We start from the raw sequence: 19,613 nt of genomic DNA on the forward strand, positions 1-19,613 counted from the left end.
GTGATAGATTAATGAGCGATTCAAACCAGACCTTGCGTGCAGCCCTTGAAACCAGTGACATGCTGGAAATTGACGGGCTGCATGCCTGGGATTTTTCTCTGGACGATGTGCAGTTGCTCATCAAGTGCATGGATGGTCGTGCCGAAAAGCGTTGGAGCTTCACCCTCGCACAGCTGGATGCAGCCGTGTTTGACCAAGCATTGAAAAGCTGGACCCTGACCGGCGACTCGGGTGAGCACCGCCTGGTTTGCCTCAGCGCATTTAGCGCGAGCAATGACGACGATGACACTGAGGTGGTTGATGAAGTTTAAATGGTTACCCTTGTTGATGGCTTCAGGCATTGGCGCCATGTCGGCGCAGGCGGCCTTCGGGTCTGAGGTCGAGCTGCTGGTAGGGTCCTATACCCAGGGCAAGAGCCAGGGGATTTACCGTTTACAGTTCGACAGTCAGAGCGGGCGGCTCACCCCCGAGCCGCTGCAAGTGTTCAAGGCCGCCAACCCTTCGTGGCTGACTTTATCTCGCGATCAAAGCCGCCTGTTTGTGGTCAATGAAAACGGGCAGGGCCAGGCCGATGTGGTGGGGCGTGTCAGCAGTTTGTCGATCGATCCGAAAACCAATGAGCTGAACCTGATCAACCAGGTCAAGACCCTGGGCGAAGAGCCGACCCATTCCAGCCTTAGCGGCGACGAGCGCTACCTGTTTGTTGCCAACTACGGTGTGCACGCCGATCCGGGCGGCAGCCTGGCGGTGGTGCCGATAAACGCCCGGGGCGAGTTGCAGCCTGTGACCCAGATGAGCAGCCATCCGGCCAGCCGGGTAAACCCCGAGCGCCAGATGTCGGCACACGTGCATTCGGTGGTGTCTTCACCGGACGGCAAGTTTGTATTCGCCAGTGACCTGGGGGCCGACAAGGTTTTTGTCTACAAGTACGATCCGGCGGCCAACCCCGAGCATCCTTTGGTGGCTGCCGATCCGGCCTATGTCGAGTTGCCGGCGGGTAGCGGTCCGCGTCACTTGTTGTTCTCCAAGGACGGCAAGCACGCGTACCTGACCACTGAAATGAGTGCCCAGGTGTTTGTGTTCGACTATGTCGACGGTCAGCTCAAGCAGCGCCAGGCACTTGAACTGGCCCACGGCCAGCCAGCGCAAAATCGTGCCGCAGGTGCGGTGCATGCGTCGCCGGATGGCAAGTTTCTTTACGTGAGCAACCGCGGCAAGGCCAATGAAATTCTGGTATTTGCAATCAATCCGGCGAACGGTGAGCTGAGCGAGATTCAACGCCGTTCGGTTGAGGGAGACCATCCCCGGGAGTTTGCCCTGAGCCCCAACGGCAAGTTCCTGTTGATCGCCAATCAGATGAGCAATGCCATTGTGGTGCTGGAGCGCGACCCGCAGACCGGCAAGCTGGGTAAAACCCTGCAAACCCTGGCCATGGATGCGCCTTCAGATCTAAAATTCATCAAACGCCCGTAATCAGGGGCTTGCAGCCCTCTATTAATCCTGCTGATAGAGGCTAGTGCTGCAATGAATTTCTGCGGGATGACCCTTGGCGTTAAGTTGGTTCCACGGCCTGAAAAGGCAAGCAAGCCAACTGAATCGTCGAGGGTTACCGCCATGAATTTCAATCTTTTCTCCGTGATTGCTGCCTCCGCCATCTCTGCCACCGTGGCCCTGCCTGCCAGTGCCAGCGTGCTCATCAGCGACAAAAAATCCCCCAGCTATACCCAGAAATACCTGCAGCAAAGCGCTAACTTCTACGCCGCCCTGGACCATAAAACCCAATCCTGAAAAGACCTGCCCCCCCTGTAGGAGCGAGCTTGCCTCGCGAGCTTTTCAGCTTTGCCGGGAAGAGCTCGCGAGGCAAGCTCGCTCCTACAGGGGCTCAATAAATAGTGAGCTTTTATTCGCGGCTACAGGTTGTGGCCTGTCTCGAGCAATTCTGTGGTTGGGCCGTCTGCCGGGCCGACCATGGCGTAGTTGTAGCCGGGCCCGGACCAGTAGTCCGCCTGCAAATCGCCATCGCGCCGGCTGCCCCGTGGTAACAGGTTGTTTTGCGGGCCGGGCGGGCGGATGTAGAAGCTGATGTGCTGGCCCTGGCCATTCTCGTACAACACCATCGCCGCACCGCCCTGATCGGTGGTCAGCAATCGCCCGCTGACCGGCCGGAAGCCCGCACCGCTCAGGTCCGGCAAGCGTTCGGCCTGATTGAAATAACCATCTATCCAGCCCTGCATGTCTTTGCTTTGCTGCACCTTGTAGTCGGCCGGCAGAAAGCCCTGCAGCGCAAACATGCGATGGGCTGCCAGTGCATCGGTCATGGGCAAGCCAGCGGAGCCCTGAGTGATTTGCCGGGCTTGCCAGCCGCCGACGCCGCCGATGCTCACGGCGATTAACAGCACTGCCGCTGTTGCCCACTGGCGACGTGACTGGCGGTGCAATCGCTGGCGTATGGCTACGGGGTCGAGTGCCGGATTTTCCGGCTGCTGCAGGCTTTGTTGCAACGCAGTACGCAACACCTGAGCGTCCCGCTGCCAGGCTTGCACCCGGGCAGCGACTTCAGGGTTGGCCTGCAGATACTGCTCAACCTGGTGGCGTTCAGCCTCGCTGAGCGCGTAATCGACATAAGCGTGCAGGTCACGCTCACTGGGCGGGGTGGTGATCATTTCAGTCTCCGCAGGGCAGGGCGGGTGATTTCGCCTTCGCTGAGTTGGCGCAAGGCCTGGCGTGCGCGTGACAGACGCGACATCACGGTGCCAATCGGCACTTCCAGAATGTCGGCCACTTGCTGGTAACTCATGCCCTCCACCGATACCCACAGCAGCAGGGCCCGTTGCTCGGTGCCCAGGCGTTCGAATGCCTGCAACGTCGATTGCGCGATGACTGTGCGTTCGGTTGAGGGCTGAGTGTCATCGCGCCCGGTAAAAAATTCGAGCATGCGCGCATAGCGCCGCGAGCGCCGATGGTTGTCGACAAACTGGCGATACAAAATAGTGAATAGCCAGGCCCGCAAATCGCCTTCGGGACGTTTGCTCGCCACGCTGGCCAGTGCCCGTTCCAGGCAGGTTTGCACCAGATCGTCGGCATTGCTGGAGTGGCGTGTCAGCGACAGGGCAAATCGCCTGAGGCGCGGGATCAGTTCGCGCAGTTGCTCGTCAAAGGGTGACATGGGGACCTGCAAGGCGTTGGTCTGTTAGTCGGGGTCATCAGCATGCAGACGACCAGGATTGATGGTTATTCCCGAGGGGCAAAAATAAATGCCTGAAAAACTTTCCTCTACCGCGGGAATAAGCCGGTCCGGCCTTCGTCTCATAGGCAATCCACCTGACGGCCCCGTGGCCCTGGAGTTTTTTATGGTAGATCAATTGCCGCCCGTGCGGCCTGCCAAGCCACCGTTGAGCCCGACCAGTGTGATGCTGCGTCTGGCCGGGATCGGTGTTGTTGTGGTGGTCATGGCCGGGGCGTTTTATTACGTCAACGGTACGCTGGATTCCCAGCGCCTGCGCCCTAAAACCCTGGTCAATGCGCTGGAGCACAACAACGGTGTTTATCCGGGGTACCGACGCAACCATGCCAAGGGTATCTGCGTGGTGGGGTATTTCCAGAGCAACGGCAATGCCCAGGGTTTGTCCCGGGCCCAGGTTTTCGAGGACGGGCGCACCCCGGTGGTGGGGCGCTTTGCCTTGCCCAGCGGCAATCCGTACGCGCCCGACAGCAGTGTGCCGATACGCAGCCTGGCGCTGCGCTTCACCGAGGCCAACGGCCAGCAATGGCGCACTGGCATGAACAGCATGCCGGTGTTTGCAGTGGGCACCCCCGAGGCGTTCTACCAGATGCTGCAAGCCGGCGCGCCGGATCCGGCAACCGGTAAACCCCGGCCCGGGGCCATGCCCGGGTTTTTTGCGGCGCACCCTGAATCAGCCCCGTTCCTGCAGTGGGTCAAAACCGCGAAGCCATCAGCCAGCTTCGCCACCGAAAGCTATAACGGGATCAATGCGTTTTATCTGGTCAATGCTGCCGGGCAACGTCAGGCCGTGCGCTGGGGCGTAGTACCTGAAGGCCAGGATGCCCCGGGCGCCACGGCGCCCGATGATGCTGACTATCTGGAACAGGACCTGACCCGGCGCCTGGCCGCAGGGCCGCTGAAATGGCAGCTCAACCTGACCCTGGCCGAGGCCGGTGACCCGGTCAACGACGCCAGCAAGGCCTGGCCTGCCGGGCGCAAGGTGATCAACGCCGACACCCTGGTGTTGCAACAGGCCGAGCAACAGAACTCGGGAGAATGTCGCGATATCAACTATGACCCGCTGATCCTGCCAAGGGGCATTGAACCTTCGGATGACCCGTTGCTGGCGGCACGTTCGGCGGCCTATGCCAGTTCGTATCTGCGGCGCACCAGTGAAGTCGATCAGCTTTCCCAGGAGAAACGGCCATGAGCGCTCCAGTCTCACATTTCGCCCCGGTGGCGCGTTTTCTGCACTGGTTGATGGCGGTAATGGTTATCGCCATGTTGTTTATTGGTGCGGGCATGGCGGCATCGGTGTCCGAGCGCCATGAATGGCTGTTGAATCTGCACAAGCCTCTGGGCATTGCGATACTGCTGCTGGTAGTCGTACGCCTGTTTGTGCGCTTTTCAACCCGCCAGCCAGGGTTGCCGGCGGATCTGCCGGCGGTCCAGGTATTGGCGGCCAGGATGTCTCACCTGTTGCTGTACGGGTTGATGTTCTGCTTGCCGATTGTGGGCTGGGCGATGATTTCGGCAGCGGGTGATCCGGTGATGCTCAGCAGTTCCTTGCAGCTGCCCGGGATAGTGCCGGCCAGTCCCGGCACCTTTGCCTTTTTGCGCAAGGCCCATACCTACCTGGCGTATTTGCTGTTTTTTACTGTATTGCTGCATTTGGCGGCGGCGTTGTTCCATGGCTGGATTCGCCGGGACGGGGTGCTGCAAAGCATGGTGCGCGGTAAGGACTGACGTTGCCCTTGAAGCCTTGTAGGAGCGAGCTTGCCTCGCGAGCTTTTGATCCAGGAAAAGCTCGCTCCTGCAGTTTTGGGTTCAGGACCTGGCCATGATTGAGGTGAATAACTCGCTTGCCAGAAACCGCTCCAGCCACGCTCTCAGGCGCGGGTAGGGGGCTTGCTCGAACCAGTTCCGATCGACGTGGGCAAACTGCCGCACAAATGGCGCAAGGGCCACATCAGCCAGGCTCAATCGCGGCCCGGCGAGATACGGCGTCTGTTCAAGCAAATCTTCCAGGCGCTGTAAAAAGGCTTCCCCTTGGCCCCGGTAATGCTCCATCGGGCACTCGGGATATCGGTTGGCGTATTTGTAACGATCCAGACTGGCCTTGAAGCGGCTGTCGTTTTCTTCAATCAGCTCCCCCCAGGCCCCTTGCCGCCAATGCTCCGGATCATGCTGCTCAAGTGCCCAGTGCATGATGTCCAGGCTTTGTTCGATGACCCTGCCATCGGCACACACCAGTACCGGTACTGTGCCTTTTGGCGAGGCTGCCAGCATTTCGGCAGGTTTGGCCTTGAGGCTGACTTCCACAATCGACACCGGTACGCCGCTGTAGTGCAAGGCCATGCGCGCCCGCATGGCATAGGGGCAGCGACGGAAGGAATAGAGCAGGGTCATTTGACCTCCACGGTGCTCAGGCCGTTGCCTTGACGGCGCACTTGAATTTGCACGGGGATGCGCTCGTGCATTTCCTGGACATGGGAAATCACTCCGACTTTGCGGCCCTGGGCCTGCAGCCCATCGAGGGCATCCATTGCCAGTTGCAGCGACTCGGGATCGAGACTGCCGAAGCCTTCGTCGATAAACAGTGATTCGATTTTCAGCGTGCTGGACGCCATTGACGCCAGACCCAGGGCCAGAGCCAGTGACACCAGGAAGGTCTCACCGCCGGACAACGAGTGGACTGAACGCAGTTCGTCGCCCATTTCGGTATCCATTACCAGCAGGCCGAGCATGCTGCCGCCGCGTTTGAGGCGATAGCGGCGCACCAGTTGGCGCAGCTGTGCATTGGCGTGGTGCACCAGCAAATCGAGGTTGTAGGCCTGGGCGATTTTGCGGAAGGTGTCGCCGGTGGCGGAACCGATCAGGGCATTGAGCCGTGCCCAGCGCTGCCATTCGTCATAGGCCTGGCTGATGCGTTGCGCCAGTGCCTGGTTGGCCTCCTGGCGGCGCTGGTCTTCGGCTTGCCGGGCACGTAACTCCGCAGATTGCTGTTCGCTGGTGTTGATCAGGCCGTGCAGCTCATTCAGGGCGCTGTCCAGTGCCTGGGCGTCAAGGTTGCCGTTGGCCTGGGCCTGATGCTGATTCAGACGTTGGTCGCGCTCCTGCAACAGAACGCGGGCTTGCTCTACGGCCTTCTCGCTGTTTTGCAGTTGCAGGCGCAACTGACGCAATTGCGCTTCGTCAATGCTCAGCAACTGTTGCAAACGGCTGTCATCCAGTTCGCTGTGCTGCGCGCGCCATTGCGCAACCTGAGCACTGAGGGTGCTGTGTTCCTGTTGCAGTGCGTGCTGGTGTTGCTGTTGCGCCTTGAGCTCGGCGGTCAGTTGCAGCAACTGGTTGGCGCAGGTCTGCACGGCCTGCTCTGCTTCGGTCTGGGCCACACGGGCCTGTTCCACTGCCTGTTCCAGGCTGTGTTGCCATAGTTGCGCACTGCTGTAATCGCCCAGTAGCTCATGGAGGGCCTGCTGGCCCGACTGCTGTTGCGCGGTCAGTTCGAGCACGCTGCGTTGCAGGGTTTCGAGCTCTTTAGTGATATTGGCTTGCTGATACTGCGCCCGCTCGATTTGGCTCGCCCGTTGCGCCTGCTCCGATTGTTCATCGCGCAGTTGCTCGAGTTGCGCCAGTCGATCGGCCACTTGCTGGTCAAGCGCCATAAAACAGGCTGACGGATTATCGCGCAGCGCTGCGAGAGTCGCCTCGGGCAACAGGCCGGCGAATTCCGCCAGCTCATCGCCAAGGCGCTGCTTGTCGGCTTGCAGGTGCAGGCGTTGCTCGGCCAGCTGTTGCGCGGCCAACTGGCTGGCCTCGGTACTGCGCTGCACTTGCTGCTGTAATTGTGCGGCTTCTTTTTGCAGGGCCAGCAGGGTGTTCTGGCGCTGTTGATCCTGGTTGATGCTGTGTTGCAACTGGCCCAGGCGCTGGGTCAGCCACTGTTCACGCCTGGCCGGATCTTGTGCCAGCCATTGCGGATACAGCGGATGCGCCTCAAGGCCGGGAGCCAGGGCCTGTTGTTCGTCGAGGATGTGCTGATGTTGCTGGAGGAACTCGCGGTGCTGGGCGTTCAACCCGCCGACTTTCTCGCGCAACTGAATCAAGGTTTCTTTAAGGCCGTCGACCACCTTGCGGGCGCTGGCCTCTTCTTCCTCGTCAAAGCGTGAAAGGCTCTGCAACAGTACTTCTGGCTGGTGATAGGGGTGCTCATGACTGCCACAGACCGGACACGGCTGGTCATCCTGCAGCCGGGCGCGCAGCTCTTCGACGCTGGCGCTGCGAGCCAGTCGCTGGCGTTCCAGTAGCTGTTGGGTGACCAGCAGGGCCTGCTCGGCCGACTCGAATTGTTTCTTGGTCGCGGTGCCTTGTTCGATCAGCTGTTCGCGTTCGGTCTGCAGGGTCTGCAGCTTGAGTTGTAACCCCTGCAAGCGGGCCTCCAGTGCAAGCTGGCTGCTGCACAGGCGCTGCAAGTCTTCGAACGCGCGTTGTTGCTGATGGTTGTCGGAGAGCAGGCTGCCCAGGGTCTGGATTTGCTCATTGACGGCCTGCGGCTCGGCTTCGGCCTCCTGGAACAGTATTTCCAGAGTGTTGCGCAATTCGTTGAGTTGTTGCGCCGCCAGCTGCGCCCGTTGTTCAAGGGCGGGCAGTTCTTTATTGCCGGTGCCGAGGTTGTTGCTCAGGCGAACCAGTTGCTGCAGGCGCGGACGATAGGCGTCCCAGGCATTGGCCAATGGCGTCAGTTCAGCGCTTTGCTCCAGTTGCCGGGTGATGTGCTCAATGCGCCCGGCACCTTGTTGCTGGTGCTCGATCATCCGGGCCAGTTCTTGCTGGCCCTCGTCACAGGCCTGTTGCGCTTGTTGCATGAGGACTTGCTGGGCGTCGAGGGTTTGCGTCAGACGACTGAGGTTGGCCTGGGCCAAATGTGCCTGCTGCACCCGGGGTGCGCACTCGCGTTGTCGGGCCTGAGCCTGGGTGGCCTCCAGTTGCGCTGTTTGTAGCGCTTGTTGCAGTTGCCCCTGGCGCTGGCTGAGTGCGGTTTGTTGCTGCAGGTGAGCAGCAATGTGTGCGGCCAGCGGGCTGAGCTGTGCCTCAAGCTCGGCCAGTCGGGCAAATTGATGGCGTTGCGGTGCCAATTGCTCCAGCAGATTGAGGGTCTGGCGCTGGTCGGCCTGGCTCTGCCACAGGGTTTGCGCCTGTTGCAGTTGCTCGGCGGCACTGTGTTGTTGCTCTTGCAGCTCGCGCAGGGTTTTAAGCCAGCTGTGCTGTTGCTCCAGCTGCTTGAGCTGGCTCTGCCGGTTTTTCAGCTGTTGCCGGGCTTCGTCGTACTGCTGGTCCAGTTCGACGCGGGCTTCAGGGGTCAAGGGGGTCACACCAACGGCCTGGTCCAGCAACTGCTTGTGGTTGTCCCGGGCTTCTTTGGCCTTGTCGAAGGCCCGTTTACCCAGGCGGGTGTAGAGCGCGGTGTCGGTGAGTTTTTCCAGCAGTTCGCTGCGCTCGTTGTCATCGGCTTTGAGAAAGGCGCTGAACTCGCTCTGGGCCAGCATCACGGCGCGGGTGAACTGCTCGAAGTTGAGCCCCAGACGCGCTTCGAGCTGCACTTTGTAATCACCTTTCTGGCTGGCCAGCAGTTGGTCGCTGTCGAGGTCGCGCAGGCTTTGGCGGCTGGCCTGCAGTTTGCCGGCGGCTTTCTCACGGGCGCGGTTGGCTTCCCAGCGGGCCCGGTAACGGCGGCCGTCGATGCCGACAAAGTCGACTTCGGCATAGCCTTCACCGGTGCCGCGACGCAGCAGGGTTCGAGGGTCGCCGGTGGCCACTTCGCCATCGGCATCCGGCACCTTGGCATCGCGCCCGGTGTTGCTCAGGCGCGGAACGGCACCAAACAGTGCCAGGCACAATGCGTCGAGCAAGGTACTTTTGCCGGCCCCGGTGGGGCCGGTTATGGCAAACAGTCCGGCACTGGCCAGGGGCTCGGCGGTGAAGTCCAGCTCAAAGGGGCCGGCCAGCGAGGCGAGGTTCTTCAGGCGAATGGCCAGGATTTTCATGGTTGTTCACCTTCCAGCTGTACTTCTTGCAGCAACAGCGCGAAGTCGTTGAGGGTTTGCTCGTCGGCTTCACTGCCGTAATTTTCCTGCCAGGCGCGGCTGAACAGTTCCCGGGGAGTCAGTTGATCGAGTTCGATCAGGCCATTGGCGTCATCCTCGTCGGCGCGCCGACCACTGCCGGCGTACTCGGCAGCGATGCGCACCAGGCGAACCGATTTTCCCTGCAGCGCGGTTTCAATTTGCTGGCGCAGATCGGGTTGCGGCTCGTCAAGTTTGACCCGTACTTCGAGCCAGGGCTGACGCTGGGGATCGGCCAGCAAGTCGATGTCCGGCAGTTCGGCCAGTTGCTCAAGGACTTGCGCCAAGGGGGCCGGGCCAATGCGCTGCAGGTTGACGGCCCGCGGGATCAGGCGCGGTTCGACACTGACCAGGGTTTCGCCATCCAGTTGCACATCGAGGATTTGATGTTGGTAGCCGATTTCCGAGAATGACAACGGAATTGGAGATCCGCAGTAGCGAATGCGTTCTTCACCATTCACTCGCTGGGGTTTATGCAAATGCCCCAGGGCGACATAGCTGATGCTGGGGCCGAACAGGCTGGCGGGCAGGGCTTCGGCGTTGCCGATGATCAGGCTGCGCTCGGAGTCTTGCGAGACCGAACCGCCGGCCATGTGCGCATGGCTGATGGCGATCAGGGCCTGGCCTGGCTTGCGCCGGGCGTTGGCGGCGGCGATCAGCCATTCATGGACCTGGCCGATGCCGCGCAGGTAGTCATCCCCCAGATGGGCGCCGGTGACTTCGGCGGGCCGCAGAAACGGCAGCGCCAGGCACCAGCCGGCAATTTCGCCAGAGGCATCGGGGAGCGGGATCAGCAGGCGTTCTGCGTCCAGCCGCCCGTCGTCGAGCCACAGCACCCGGCCCAGGGCATGGGCCCGCAGGCGGCGCATCAAGGGCGCCGGCAGCTCAATCCGGGATCCGGAGTCGTGGTTGCCGGCAATCATCACGATGGTCAGGCCGGGCTGTTGCTCATGGGCGCTGACGATAAAGTCGTAGAGCCGTTCCTGGGCTTTGACCGGCGGGTTGACGGTGTCGAAGATGTCACCGGCAATCAGCAGCACGTCCGGTTGCTGATCGGCCAGTTGGCTCAATAGCCAGCTCAGAAAGCAAGCGTGTTCGAAGTCGCGTTCCTGGCCATGGAGGTTTTGCCCCAGGTGCCAGTCGGAAGTGTGAAACAGGCGCATGACAGAGTCCGTAAAAAATGGGCTTCGTCCAGCGCAGGCTGGACGCAAAACCGGCCCCGGTACACACACGGGCGCGGGGCCGGCTGGAAATTATTTGGGGTAGAGCGGTGGCAGGCTGCTCGGCTCGCTGCCCGCATCGTGCTCACGTTCGGCGGCAGGAATGCTGCGAATGGCCTTCCACAGTTCTTCACCCTGCCAGTGCTGACCGGTTTCGCTGTAGAGCGCGCCATTGAGACCATCCAGGGCATCGGACAGCAGTACAAACCGCGCGGCCATTTCGGCCAGGGTTTCCGGCTGTTGCCGGGCCCAGGCATCGAGTGCCTGGCGGGTGGCCTGCGGGTCGTTGGCAAGGCAGGCGCGCTTGAGATCATCGAGCAGGGTACGGGGGCTGGGACCGGTTTGCGCGGCCCGTAAAATGGCCGGCTGCCAGCGCGCGCGCCACCACAGGCCGAAACCTGCGAGGGTGGTGCAGGCGAGGATAAAGGTGCTCAGTTGCCAGAGCCACAATGTGGAGTCGTCATTCATTGCCGCAGGCAGGGTGCTGACCGGTGTATCCAGCGCCAGATTCGGGTTGGCGGCTACCTGTAAGGTCCGTGCAGGCAGGTAACTACGTTCCAGGCTGTCTTCATGGGTGTTCCACCAGACCACTTCGACGGCAGGCAATTCAACCTGGCCGACCCGGGAGGGGACCAGAGCCTCGCGTTCTTCACGGCTGCCCACCAGGCCGTTTTCGGTGATCTGATTGCTCAGTTGCGGCAGGTCCGGGTAGCGGCGCAATCCGTTTACATCGGTGGCGGGCAGGGGCGGCAGCTGGGCGCTGGACAGACCTTCAGCCTTGAGGGTGAGGGTACGGGTCAATGATTCGCCGACCTGGCAGTGATCCGGCTCGGGGTTCCACGACTCACTGACGCTAAGGCTGCGTGCTGGCAGCCAGGGCGAGTTGGCCGGATAGTCCGCAGGTTTGGGTTTGACCGTCAGCGGGATGTCGGCTGTGCTCACATGCACCATTTTTCCAGGCTTGGGGCCCAGCGGGGCAGGGGCGGCGGCTTGCTGGCTGTCAACCTGGGTAGCGCTGAACGTCTGGGCCGGGATGATCAGCTCGCCGCTTTTCTGCGGGTAAATGCCGTAGCGCAGTTCAATCACGCCGTGGCGTACCCCATTGATCAATTTCTCGTAGGTCCGCGACTCGCCCAGTTGTTCGACAATGGCGTCTGTCAGGTGCAAGGGGGTCAGGCTGCTGTCGTCGTACAGGGCAACCGAGTGGTAGATGCGCAGGGTCAGTATTGCCTGGGCCTGAACGTAGACGCTTGGCTGGTCGAGGACGGCTTCGATAAATACCGGCGCCAGCTCGTTGTCGCTGCGGATGCTTTGAGTGACCGTCAGGCTGATGGGCAGGCTGTGGTAGGCACCGACCTGCAGCGGCGGAATAATCACGGTGCCGGTGCTTTTGGGCTGCAAGGTGATGATCCAGCGGGTGTTGGCCTTGTTGTCTTCGCTGAGGTCGGTCAGTTGGTTGACCTGGCGCGTACCCCGGACATCGAACAGGGCCTGGAGCGGTGTCAGATCCGGTTTGCCGAACAGGGTGGCGTCGTTTGATTGAAGGGTCAGCTCGACGGTTTCGCCGGAGTTGAGTTGATTGCGATCAACACTGGCAACCAGCCCGAGCGCATGGGCCGGCACGGTCCAGCAGCAGAGCAGGAGAAGCAAGGCGCAAATGCGGTTCATTGGGGCGAGTCCTGATGTTGCTGCTGTTCGTACCAAAATTTCCGTCGCAACAATTCGCTGGGGTTGTCGGGAATCTGTCTGAGCCATTGTTCCAGTGCCTGGCGATGCTCCTCGTCCAGGTGGTCTGACGTCGGCGCCGGGGGGCGGGTGGTCGTCTCGTCGGTGGATTCGCTGCCGGGCTCTGGATTGCTGGCTGGCGGAGGCGGTTCCGGGGAATCGTTGTTGTTTGCCGCAGCATCCGGCTCGGTGGCCGAACTGTTTTCCTGCTGCTGCGCGCTGTCACCCGAGGCGCTGCTGTTACGGGTGTTGATGGCAGGCGCCGGTTCCGGTTCTGAGTCAGTCTCGGGTTTGTTGTCGGCCGGCGGAGTGGCCTCGGCGTTTTTTTGTTCGAGCACTTTTTCGATCAGGGCTTTGTTCTGTGCCGCTACCTGCAAGTCCGGTTGCAACTCCAGGGCTTGTTCATAGGCGTCGATGGCCGCTTCCAGTTGACCGCCCTTGGCCAGCGCATTGCCGCGATTATAGTGGGCGCTGGCGGTGTTGGACTCGGCAAAGCGCTGAGCCGCAGCGGCGTAATCGCCCGCTTGATACAGGGCAACGCCTTGCCATTGCGCGTCCTCGAAGTGCTCGACGGCTTGCAACGGTTTCTTCTGCTCCAGTAAACGCTGACCTTGCTGGTCGGGGCGCAGCCACAGGTCGGTGAAGCTCATGGCGTAACCGGGCTGGGGCAGCATCAATAACAACGGCAGGCACAGCAGCCAGCCGCGGCGGCCTGCGCAGGCTGCCAACAGCAACAGTGGCAGCAGCAACCAGTAGCCCTGGTCGGCCCAGGTGTCCAGCTGCAGGGTCTGGCCGTTATTGCGTAACTGCCGGGGCCCGTCGAGCAGGCCCAGGCCGCGCAAGTCGTTGTCGTCCAGGCGCGCCTGGCGGTAGCGGCCGTCAACTTCGAGGGCGAAGGCCCGCAGGGCCGCGCTGTCGAGACGGGGCATGAGGATGGCGCCCTGGTCGTCCTTGAGAAACTGGCCGTTTTCATCAACCACCGGCGCACCCTCACGACTGCCGATGCCGAGCATCAGCAACTGCGGGGTATGGCCCTTCAAGATCTGGCTGATGCCCTCGCGCTCCTGTTCGCTGAGCGATGAGGTGATAAGCAGCAAGCGGCCCTGGCCCAGGGCCCCCTGATCCAGCAGCTTGAGGGCTTTGGCCACCGCCAGATCGGCGCGATGGCCCGGCTGCGGCATGATGGAGGGCTTGAGCGCTTCGAGCAGGTTGCGGCTGGTGGACAGGTCATCGGACAGCGGCACCAGGGTATGGGCGCTGCCGGCGTAGACAATGACGGCCGTTTGCGCATCGCTGCGGCTTTGCAACAGGTCGTAGAGTTTGCGTCGCGCCTGCTCCAGCCGGTTTGGATTTTTGTCCGTGGCCAGCATCTCCGGAGTGAGCTGCAACATCACCACCAACGGGTCGGCAGGCTTTTGGGTGGATTGCTCAACCCGTTCCCAGCTTGGGCCCAGCAGTGCCAGCAGGGCTAGCAGCCAGGCCAGTCCCAGGGCGATCCAGGGCAGTTTGCTGTTACGCCCGCTGCCGCCACTGAGCAGTACGCGATGGAAGGCCACCGGCAGAATCATCTGCCAGCGCCCCGCACGTTTTTGTCGGTGCCAGAGTTTCCACAGCAACCAGCACAGCAGCGGCAAGAGCAACAGCCATTCGGGACGGAACCAGTGGGGCCAGAGCGTGCTCATCGGCGCCTCCGCAGACGCAGACGTTTGAGCTGCGAACGCCAGTGAGGATGTTGTTGCAGAAAATGTTCCTTGCTCAGCCAGCGTTGCAGTGGATTGTTTGGCCACAGTTCCCGTATCACCAGCAACACGCTCAGCAGCAGGGCACCGGCCAATGGCCAGCTGTAAAGTGCCTGTACCGGACGGGCCTGGGTCGGCTGCTGGGCGACGGGCTCCAGTCGGTCGAGGGTGTCTTTGATGGCGGCCAGCTCCTGACCATCGCGGGCCCGGAAGTACTGACCGCCGGTGACTTTGGCAATTTCCTGCAGAGCCGGTTCGTCCAGATCCACCCCGGGATTGATGCTGAACATGCCCTTGGCACTGCTTTGGGCAGGGTCGGCGCCGATGCCGATCGGATAAATTCTGACCCCTTCCTCGGCGGCAAGGCGGGCGGCAGTCAGCGGGTCGATCTGCCCGCCGTTGTTGGCCCCGTCGGTCACCAGAATCAACACTCGACTCTGTGCCGGGCGCTGGCGCAAGCGCTTGAGGGCCAGGCCAATGGCGTCGCCGATGGCGGTGTTTTTACCGGCAATGCCGATTCGCGCTTCATCCAGCCAGGTGTGGACGGTGTGGCGGTCGAAGGTCAAAGGCGCTTGCAGATAGGCCTGACTGCCGAACAGGATCAGGCCTACGCGGTCGCCTTCGCGGTTTTCCAGGAAGTCCCCGAGCAGGCTTTTGACCAGATCGAGACGACTGATGTCTTCGTTGTGCCATTGCATGTCGGGGAAGTCCATGGAGCCGGAAACATCCACCGCCACCAGCAAATCCCGGCCGCTGGCGGCAATGGGCAGTGGCTCACCCAGCCACTGTGGCCGCGCGGCAGCGGTCAGCAGCAGCAGCCATAAGAGCAAAAACGGAATTTGCTGGCGCAATGAAGGCATTGTTGCGCGGGCTTTGCGCCGGGCCAGCTCTTCCAGGTCAGACAGAAAACTGACTTTGAGTGCGGCCTCGCCGCTGTCGGCGGCCGGCAGCACCAGGCGCATCAGCCAGGGCAGCGGCAACAGGGCGAACAGCCAGGGCCAGGCGAACTCAAACATGTTTGCGAATCCAGGTTTCAACCGCTTGATTGAGGCCGGCAATCGCCTTGTCATCAAGCTTGCATTCGGGCTTGTAGGCCCCTTCAACCAGCACCATCCAGCGCGTCAGACCGGCCGCAGGACAGCGGTTGTCGAGGAATGCCAGCCATTTGCGGCCATTGAGCGTGTGGCTCTGGCTGTAGGGGTAGTGGTTGCGGCACAGGCGTTTGAGCAGGCCGTTGAGTTGTTGCAGCCAGGCTCCGGCCGGTGCGCCGTCATAGGGTTTGGGGAAACCTGCAAGCTCTTCAAGCGCCGCCAGCCGCACCGGGTCCAGAGGCTGCTCGGCCCTGCGCGGCTGGCGCTTGACCGGCAGATATCGGCGTAGCCACCACAGGCCCCAGGCCAGGGCCGCAAGGAGGATCAGCAGCAGCCACCAGCCGGGCGCAGGCGGCCAGAAGCCGATCACGGGCGGCTGGATCAGGGGCTGCAGCTGTTCCAGGTCTTTCATAATGGTTTGCCGGGGCGTTTGGCGTTCAGGTATTCACGCAATTGCTCGATCATTTCACTTTGTGTGCTCAACGGCATCAGCATCACGCTCAATTTTTGTGCCAGCAACGCCCAGCGCGCAATACGTGCTTCGCCCTGGGCGCGATAGGCCTGACGCAAGTCGTAGTTGAGGGTGTCCAGCTCCAGCTGTGCTCCGCGTTCGGCAAAGCGCAGCAGGCCGGCAGCGGGCAGGGCGTGGTCCAGCGGGTCGGACAGCGGCAGCAGCATCAAGTCGCAATGGCGGGCCAGCAGGCTCAGTTGCTGCTCGGCGGCGTCGGTGAGCGCGCGCTCATCGCAAATTACAATCACCAGGCTGCCGGGGCGCAGCACTTCCCGCGCCCGGATCAGCGCCATGCCCAGGGCATCGCGGTCGGACTGTACTTCGGTGTGCAGCGACTGGTTGACCCGTACCAGACGGTTAAGCAGTTGCAGCAGGCTCTGCTTGCTGCGCCGGGGTTTGATTTCGTAATGTTCGTGATCGCCGAATACCAGTCCGCCCACCCGGTCGTTGTGCCCCAGTGCCGCCCAGCCGATCAGACTGGCAGCCTGGGCTGCAAGCACTGACTTGAACATCAGGCCCGAGCCAAAGAACAGCCGCCGGCTTTGTTCGGCGAGAATGAAGATCGGCCGTTCGCGCTCTTCATGGAACATTTTGGTGTGCGGCTCCTGGGTGCGAGCCGTGACGCGCCAGTCGATGGTGCGCACATCGTCACCGGCCTGATAGACCCGTACCTGATCGAAATCCACGCCGCGGCCGCGCAATTTTGAATGGTGCAGGCCCGCCATCGGGCTGCGCTGGCCAGGGGAGGCGAACAGTTGTACTTCGCGCACCCGGTGCCGCATCTCGATCAGTTCGGCAAGGGTGACGCGAATGCCGGGCTCGGCGGGCAGGGGGTTGTTCATGGGTCAGGCGACGGCAACGACGTCAAGGATGCGCTGCACCACACGGTCCTGGTCGATACCGGCGGCTTCAGCTTCGAACGACAAAATGATCCGGTGACGCAGAACGTCAAACAGCACGGCCTGAATGTCTTCGGGGCTGACGAAGTCGCGTCCGGCCAGCCAGGCATGCGCCCGGGCACAGCGGTCCAGGGCAATCGAGCCGCGGGGGCTTGCGCCATAGGCGATCCAGTCGGCCATTTCCGGGTCGAACTTGCCCGGAGTACGGGTGGCCATGACCAGTTGCACCAGGTATTCCTCTACTGCATCGGCCATGTACAGGCCGAGGATTTCCTTGCGTGCAGCAAAAATGGCTTGCTGGCTGACCCGGCGCTCGGGTTTGGTTTCACCGTTGAGCGCTTCGCCGCGGGCCTGCTGCAGGATGCGCCGTTCGACAGCCGCATCGGGGAAGCCGATTTTGACGTGCATCAGGAAGCGGTCGAGCTGGGCTTCGGGCAACGGATAGGTGCCTTCCTGCTCGATCGGGTTTTGCGTGGCCATCACCAGGAACAGCGGCGACAGTTCGTAGGTGCTGCGCCCGACACTGACCTGGCGCTCGGCCATGGCTTCGAGCAATGCCGACTGAACCTTGGCCGGCGCGCGATTGATTTCATCCGCCAGCACCAGATTGTGGAAAATCGGCCCTTGCTGGAAGACGAAACTGCCGGTCTCCGGACGATAGATTTCAGTCCCGGTGATGTCGGCGGGGAGCAGGTCGGGGGTGAACTGAATTCGATGGAACTGCGCTTCAATCCCTTCCGCCAATTCTTTGATGGCCTTGGTTTTTGCAAGGCCGGGCGCACCCTCGACCAGCATGTGGCCGTCAGCCAGCAGCGCGATCAGCAGGCGGTCGATGAGTTTTTCCTGACCGAGAATCTGCGTTGAGAGAAAGGTTCGCAGCGCAAGCAGCGCTTCACGATGTTCCATCGTTGACTGTTCCTGAAAAGGACACCGACGGCGCAAGAGTTACGCCGGGGCTGGGGCCGTTACTTTAATCCATTGGAGGGGTCGCGGACTAATCGCAGGGGGAGCTTTTTAAGGAAAAATCCGATATTTAAGGAAAAATCCGAAATCCAGGGAGTTGTTGAGAACAGTGCTCATCTGTGCCTCGCCATTACCGGCGTCTGGCCAGTGTCACCAGGGTGACGCCGATCAAGGCGGTCAAACCGGTCAGCCACAGGATGACCGTCTGGGTGCCCAAGGGACCTGCCAGCAGGGCAATCAGTAGTCCGGCCAAGGGTTGGGACAGGTTGTTGAGCAAACTGACCACACCCACGGTTTTGCCAAAATCCTGTGGCGGGATGACTTTCTGGCGAACACTGCGAAAGTAGATGTTGAACATCTTGTCGAAGCCGGTAATCAGCAAGAAGCCCAGGGTGTAGGCCCAGATATTCGGGCTCAGGGCGGTGATCAGCGCGCCACACGCGATCATGGAGTAGGACAGGCTGCCCAGCACTTTCAAAGACAGGGTCGAGCGCGCCAGGTAAAACAGAATGGCAATGGTCGTCAGCGCGCCTGCGGCCTGCAAGCCGGCATAGGTCTGCTTGCCGGCCGCATATTGGCCGATGACCATGGCCGCGGAGGTGGCCAGAGTGACACCGATCAGCAGATTGACGCCGACTGCCAGGACGATGATTTTTTGCAACTCTGCCAATTGGCGGATATGCCTGAAGGCGATGCGCAATGGCTGTAGCCAGAGGTCTTGGTGTTGTTCGAAGGTTGGCAGGTTGACCCTGGTATTGCGTTGCCAGAACAGCATCGCCAGATCGGCCAGGACAAAGAGTCCGGCTACGGCCATGACCACCCAGTGCCAGGCCCAGATTTCGAGCAGCAATGCAGCTACCAGCGGCCCCAGAACCAACCCGCTCTGATCGGCGATCTGCGAGTAGGACAGGGTTTTGCCGTAGGTGTAGTGCTTGAAGATGTGCGGCATCAGCACCTCCCGGGCCATGACGCCCTGGGTGGTCAGTACCCCGCACAGTGCTGACAGCATGACCACCCAGTAAATCCCGTCGAACAGTGCGTAAAGCCCTACGGCGATGACGCAGGCAACCGCGCGATAGACCTGGCTGATGTGCAGGATGCGTACCGGGGGGTATTTGTCACAGAGTGCCCCGCAGACCGGGAACGCCAGATAGCGCGGCAAAGACTCGACAAAAAATGCCAGTCCGGCCCACGACACGCTATTGGTGGTCTGGAACACAATCAGCGGCACGATAAATAACAGGATCTGGTCGGCAAGCCGCGACACAAACAGCGAAATGAAAAAAGCCAGGTAATCCTTACGCATGCTGTTCTCGTGTCAGTGGCTAAACACCCTGTTTAGCTCAAGCGATAAAACTCTCGGGCGTTGTGCCACAGGGCCCGCGCGGCGCCGTCCTCACCCAGGGCATCGCTCAACAAGACGATGTCGCTGTCTGCAAAGGGGCGGGGCGCGCGGGTCGACGGCAAGTCGCTGCCAAACATCAGTGCATGGGGGTTGGCGCTGTGAATCTGTTGCAGTACGCCGGGCAGCGCGAAATCTACCCGGCCAAAACCGCAGGCTTTGACCCGAACCCCGTATCCGGCCAGGCGCAGCAGGCTGGGCAAGCCTTCATGGCTCAGCCCCAGGTGATCGATGCTCAGGGCTGGCAAGCGCAGCAGCCGGGTTTCAATGGCTGGCAGTTCCCGCGAGTCGATATACAACTCCGAATGCCAGCCCACGCAGTCATGCACCCTTTTGGCCAGGGATTCGAGCTGGTCCAGTTGCTCGGAACCGCCGCGCTTGAGATTGAAGCGCAAGGCGCGAACACCATGCCGGTCCAGGGTTTGCAACTGGGTATCGGTGACGCTGGCGGGCAGTTGCGTTACCCCCACGAAGCCCGGGCCCAGGCGGTTCAGTGCAGCGATCAGGTAAGTCTGATCGAAACCCTGAAAAGATCCCGAGACCACGGCCCCGCCGACGATGCCCAGGGGGCGGGTACGTTCCTGGTAATCATCGACACTGAAAAACTCGGGCATATAGCCGTTGTTCGGGATCAGCGGATAGGCGCTGTCGATGATATGGCAGTGAGCATCGAAGATCGGGCGCATGGCGGCATTACCTGCGTTTCAGGGGTAAG

General features: G+C 61.4%; 18 protein-coding genes. 5 read left to right on the plus strand and 13 right to left on the minus strand.

Features of this window, described 5'->3' with window-relative positions; translation table 11 throughout:
* Positions 1–11: 11 nt before the first annotated feature.
* The 3 genes from JQ848_RS09975 to JQ848_RS09985 all read left to right on the plus strand — a co-directional run bounded on the left by JQ848_RS09975 (position 12) and on the right by JQ848_RS09985 (position 1,788).
* Positions 12–311 (plus strand): DUF5629 family protein, encoded by a 300-nt coding sequence (locus tag JQ848_RS09975; protein ID WP_202210565.1) that lies wholly within the window; start codon positions 12–14, stop codon positions 309–311.
* Entirely contained in the window at positions 301–1,473 is a 1,173-nt protein-coding gene (locus tag JQ848_RS09980) for a lactonase family protein (RefSeq protein WP_202210566.1), read from the plus strand. The genes JQ848_RS09975 and JQ848_RS09980 overlap by 11 nt, the downstream gene beginning before the upstream one ends.
* A 141-nt stretch (positions 1,474–1,614) precedes the next feature.
* Positions 1,615–1,788 (plus strand): hypothetical protein, encoded by a 174-nt coding sequence (locus tag JQ848_RS09985; RefSeq protein ID WP_003444762.1) that lies wholly within the window; start codon positions 1,615–1,617, stop codon positions 1,786–1,788.
* A gap of 122 nt (positions 1,789–1,910) precedes the next feature.
* On the opposite strand, the gene JQ848_RS09990 is transcribed toward JQ848_RS09985, so the two are convergent.
* Both JQ848_RS09990 and JQ848_RS09995 read right to left on the minus strand, forming a co-directional pair.
* Positions 1,911–2,663: an anti-sigma factor family protein gene (locus JQ848_RS09990; RefSeq protein WP_202210567.1), complete on the minus strand. Its 753-nt coding sequence runs from the start codon at positions 2,661–2,663 to the stop codon at positions 1,911–1,913.
* Positions 2,660–3,166 carry a sigma-70 family RNA polymerase sigma factor gene (locus JQ848_RS09995; protein ID WP_003444741.1) on the minus strand — a complete coding sequence of 169 codons (507 nt, stop codon included), beginning with the start codon at positions 3,164–3,166 and terminating at the stop codon, positions 2,660–2,662. Before JQ848_RS09995 ends, JQ848_RS09990 begins: the two co-directional genes overlap by 4 nt.
* 184 nt (positions 3,167–3,350) lie before the next feature.
* Between JQ848_RS09995 and JQ848_RS10000 the strand changes: the two genes are divergently transcribed.
* Together JQ848_RS10000 and JQ848_RS10005 are read left to right on the plus strand one after the other, a co-directional pair.
* Positions 3,351–4,433: a catalase family peroxidase gene (locus tag JQ848_RS10000; protein WP_202210568.1), complete on the plus strand. Its 1,083-nt coding sequence runs from the start codon at positions 3,351–3,353 to the stop codon at positions 4,431–4,433.
* Complete coding sequence (locus JQ848_RS10005) at positions 4,430–4,969, plus strand: cytochrome b (protein WP_003444739.1); 540 nt, start codon at positions 4,430–4,432, stop codon at positions 4,967–4,969. Before JQ848_RS10000 ends, JQ848_RS10005 begins: the two co-directional genes overlap by 4 nt.
* Positions 4,970–5,050: 81 nt before the next feature.
* Here the strand turns inward: JQ848_RS10005 and JQ848_RS10010 are convergent, their stop codons facing one another.
* From JQ848_RS10010 to JQ848_RS10060, 11 genes are all read right to left on the minus strand, one after another.
* Entirely contained in the window at positions 5,051–5,632 is a 582-nt protein-coding gene (locus JQ848_RS10010; protein ID WP_202210569.1) for a glutathione S-transferase, read from the minus strand.
* The gene (locus JQ848_RS10015) at positions 5,629–9,270 is read right to left on the minus strand and encodes an SbcC/MukB-like Walker B domain-containing protein (protein ID WP_202210570.1); all 3,642 of its coding nucleotides are present in this window, start codon (positions 9,268–9,270) and stop codon (positions 5,629–5,631) included. The genes JQ848_RS10010 and JQ848_RS10015 overlap by 4 nt, the downstream gene beginning before the upstream one ends.
* Positions 9,267–10,511 (minus strand): exonuclease SbcCD subunit D C-terminal domain-containing protein, encoded by a 1,245-nt coding sequence (locus JQ848_RS10020; RefSeq protein ID WP_003444736.1) that lies wholly within the window; start codon positions 10,509–10,511, stop codon positions 9,267–9,269. Before JQ848_RS10020 ends, JQ848_RS10015 begins: the two co-directional genes overlap by 4 nt.
* A gap of 90 nt (positions 10,512–10,601) precedes the next feature.
* On the minus strand, positions 10,602–12,236 hold the full coding sequence (locus tag JQ848_RS10025; protein ID WP_003444734.1) for a BatD family protein: 1,635 nt from the start codon (positions 12,234–12,236) through the stop codon (positions 10,602–10,604).
* A complete protein-coding gene (locus tag JQ848_RS10030) occupies positions 12,233–13,975 on the minus strand; it encodes a VWA domain-containing protein (RefSeq protein ID WP_202210571.1) in 1,743 nt (580 codons plus the stop codon). Before JQ848_RS10030 ends, JQ848_RS10025 begins: the two co-directional genes overlap by 4 nt.
* A complete protein-coding gene (locus JQ848_RS10035) occupies positions 13,972–15,048 on the minus strand; it encodes a vWA domain-containing protein (RefSeq protein ID WP_010657353.1) in 1,077 nt (358 codons plus the stop codon). The genes JQ848_RS10030 and JQ848_RS10035 overlap by 4 nt, the downstream gene beginning before the upstream one ends.
* On the minus strand, positions 15,041–15,535 hold the full coding sequence (locus tag JQ848_RS10040) for a DUF4381 domain-containing protein (protein ID WP_003444728.1): 495 nt from the start codon (positions 15,533–15,535) through the stop codon (positions 15,041–15,043). Before JQ848_RS10040 ends, JQ848_RS10035 begins: the two co-directional genes overlap by 8 nt.
* Complete coding sequence (locus JQ848_RS10045; RefSeq protein WP_003444727.1) at positions 15,532–16,476, minus strand: DUF58 domain-containing protein; 945 nt, start codon at positions 16,474–16,476, stop codon at positions 15,532–15,534. Before JQ848_RS10045 ends, JQ848_RS10040 begins: the two co-directional genes overlap by 4 nt.
* Before the next feature lie 3 nt (positions 16,477–16,479).
* Entirely contained in the window at positions 16,480–17,439 is a 960-nt protein-coding gene (locus tag JQ848_RS10050; protein ID WP_003444726.1) for an AAA family ATPase, read from the minus strand.
* A 187-nt stretch (positions 17,440–17,626) separates the two neighbouring features.
* On the minus strand, positions 17,627–18,802 hold the full coding sequence (locus JQ848_RS10055; protein WP_202210572.1) for an MFS transporter: 1,176 nt from the start codon (positions 18,800–18,802) through the stop codon (positions 17,627–17,629).
* A 32-nt stretch (positions 18,803–18,834) separates the two neighbouring features.
* On the minus strand, positions 18,835–19,584 hold the full coding sequence (locus JQ848_RS10060) for an amidohydrolase family protein (RefSeq protein ID WP_003444724.1): 750 nt from the start codon (positions 19,582–19,584) through the stop codon (positions 18,835–18,837).
* Positions 19,585–19,613: the final 29 nt, after the last annotated feature.

The sequence above is a fragment of the Pseudomonas paraversuta genome, assembly GCF_904067025.1.
Lineage (GTDB): Bacteria > Pseudomonadota > Gammaproteobacteria > Pseudomonadales > Pseudomonadaceae > Aquipseudomonas > Aquipseudomonas paraversuta.

Excerpts from the sequence above, each read along its gene's own strand:
- JQ848_RS10005 (WP_003444739.1), top strand. The coding sequence starts at position 4,430 with ATGAGCGCTCCAGTCTCACATTTCGCCCCGGTGGCGCGTTTTCTGCAC.
- JQ848_RS10050 (WP_003444726.1), bottom strand. The coding sequence starts at position 17,439 with ATGGAACATCGTGAAGCGCTGCTTGCGCTGCGAACCTTTCTCTCAACG.
- JQ848_RS10030 (WP_202210571.1), bottom strand. The coding sequence starts at position 13,975 with ATGAGCACGCTCTGGCCCCACTGGTTCCGTCCCGAATGGCTGTTGCTC.
- JQ848_RS10040 (WP_003444728.1), bottom strand. The coding sequence starts at position 15,535 with ATGAAAGACCTGGAACAGCTGCAGCCCCTGATCCAGCCGCCCGTGATC.
- JQ848_RS09990 (WP_202210567.1), bottom strand. The coding sequence starts at position 2,663 with ATGATCACCACCCCGCCCAGTGAGCGTGACCTGCACGCTTATGTCGAT.
- JQ848_RS09995 (WP_003444741.1), bottom strand. The coding sequence starts at position 3,166 with ATGTCACCCTTTGACGAGCAACTGCGCGAACTGATCCCGCGCCTCAGG.
- JQ848_RS10000 (WP_202210568.1), top strand. The coding sequence starts at position 3,351 with ATGGTAGATCAATTGCCGCCCGTGCGGCCTGCCAAGCCACCGTTGAGC.
- JQ848_RS09975 (WP_202210565.1), top strand. The coding sequence starts at position 12 with ATGAGCGATTCAAACCAGACCTTGCGTGCAGCCCTTGAAACCAGTGAC.
- JQ848_RS09985 (WP_003444762.1), top strand. The coding sequence starts at position 1,615 with ATGAATTTCAATCTTTTCTCCGTGATTGCTGCCTCCGCCATCTCTGCC.
- JQ848_RS10035 (WP_010657353.1), bottom strand. The coding sequence starts at position 15,048 with ATGTTTGAGTTCGCCTGGCCCTGGCTGTTCGCCCTGTTGCCGCTGCCC.
- JQ848_RS10060 (WP_003444724.1), bottom strand. The coding sequence starts at position 19,584 with ATGCGCCCGATCTTCGATGCTCACTGCCATATCATCGACAGCGCCTAT.
- JQ848_RS10025 (WP_003444734.1), bottom strand. The coding sequence starts at position 12,236 with ATGAACCGCATTTGCGCCTTGCTTCTCCTGCTCTGCTGCTGGACCGTG.
- JQ848_RS09980 (WP_202210566.1), top strand. The coding sequence starts at position 301 with ATGAAGTTTAAATGGTTACCCTTGTTGATGGCTTCAGGCATTGGCGCC.
- JQ848_RS10045 (WP_003444727.1), bottom strand. The coding sequence starts at position 16,476 with ATGAACAACCCCCTGCCCGCCGAGCCCGGCATTCGCGTCACCCTTGCC.
- JQ848_RS10020 (WP_003444736.1), bottom strand. The coding sequence starts at position 10,511 with ATGCGCCTGTTTCACACTTCCGACTGGCACCTGGGGCAAAACCTCCAT.
- JQ848_RS10015 (WP_202210570.1), bottom strand. The coding sequence starts at position 9,270 with ATGAAAATCCTGGCCATTCGCCTGAAGAACCTCGCCTCGCTGGCCGGC.
- JQ848_RS10010 (WP_202210569.1), bottom strand. The coding sequence starts at position 5,632 with ATGACCCTGCTCTATTCCTTCCGTCGCTGCCCCTATGCCATGCGGGCG.
- JQ848_RS10055 (WP_202210572.1), bottom strand. The coding sequence starts at position 18,802 with ATGCGTAAGGATTACCTGGCTTTTTTCATTTCGCTGTTTGTGTCGCGG.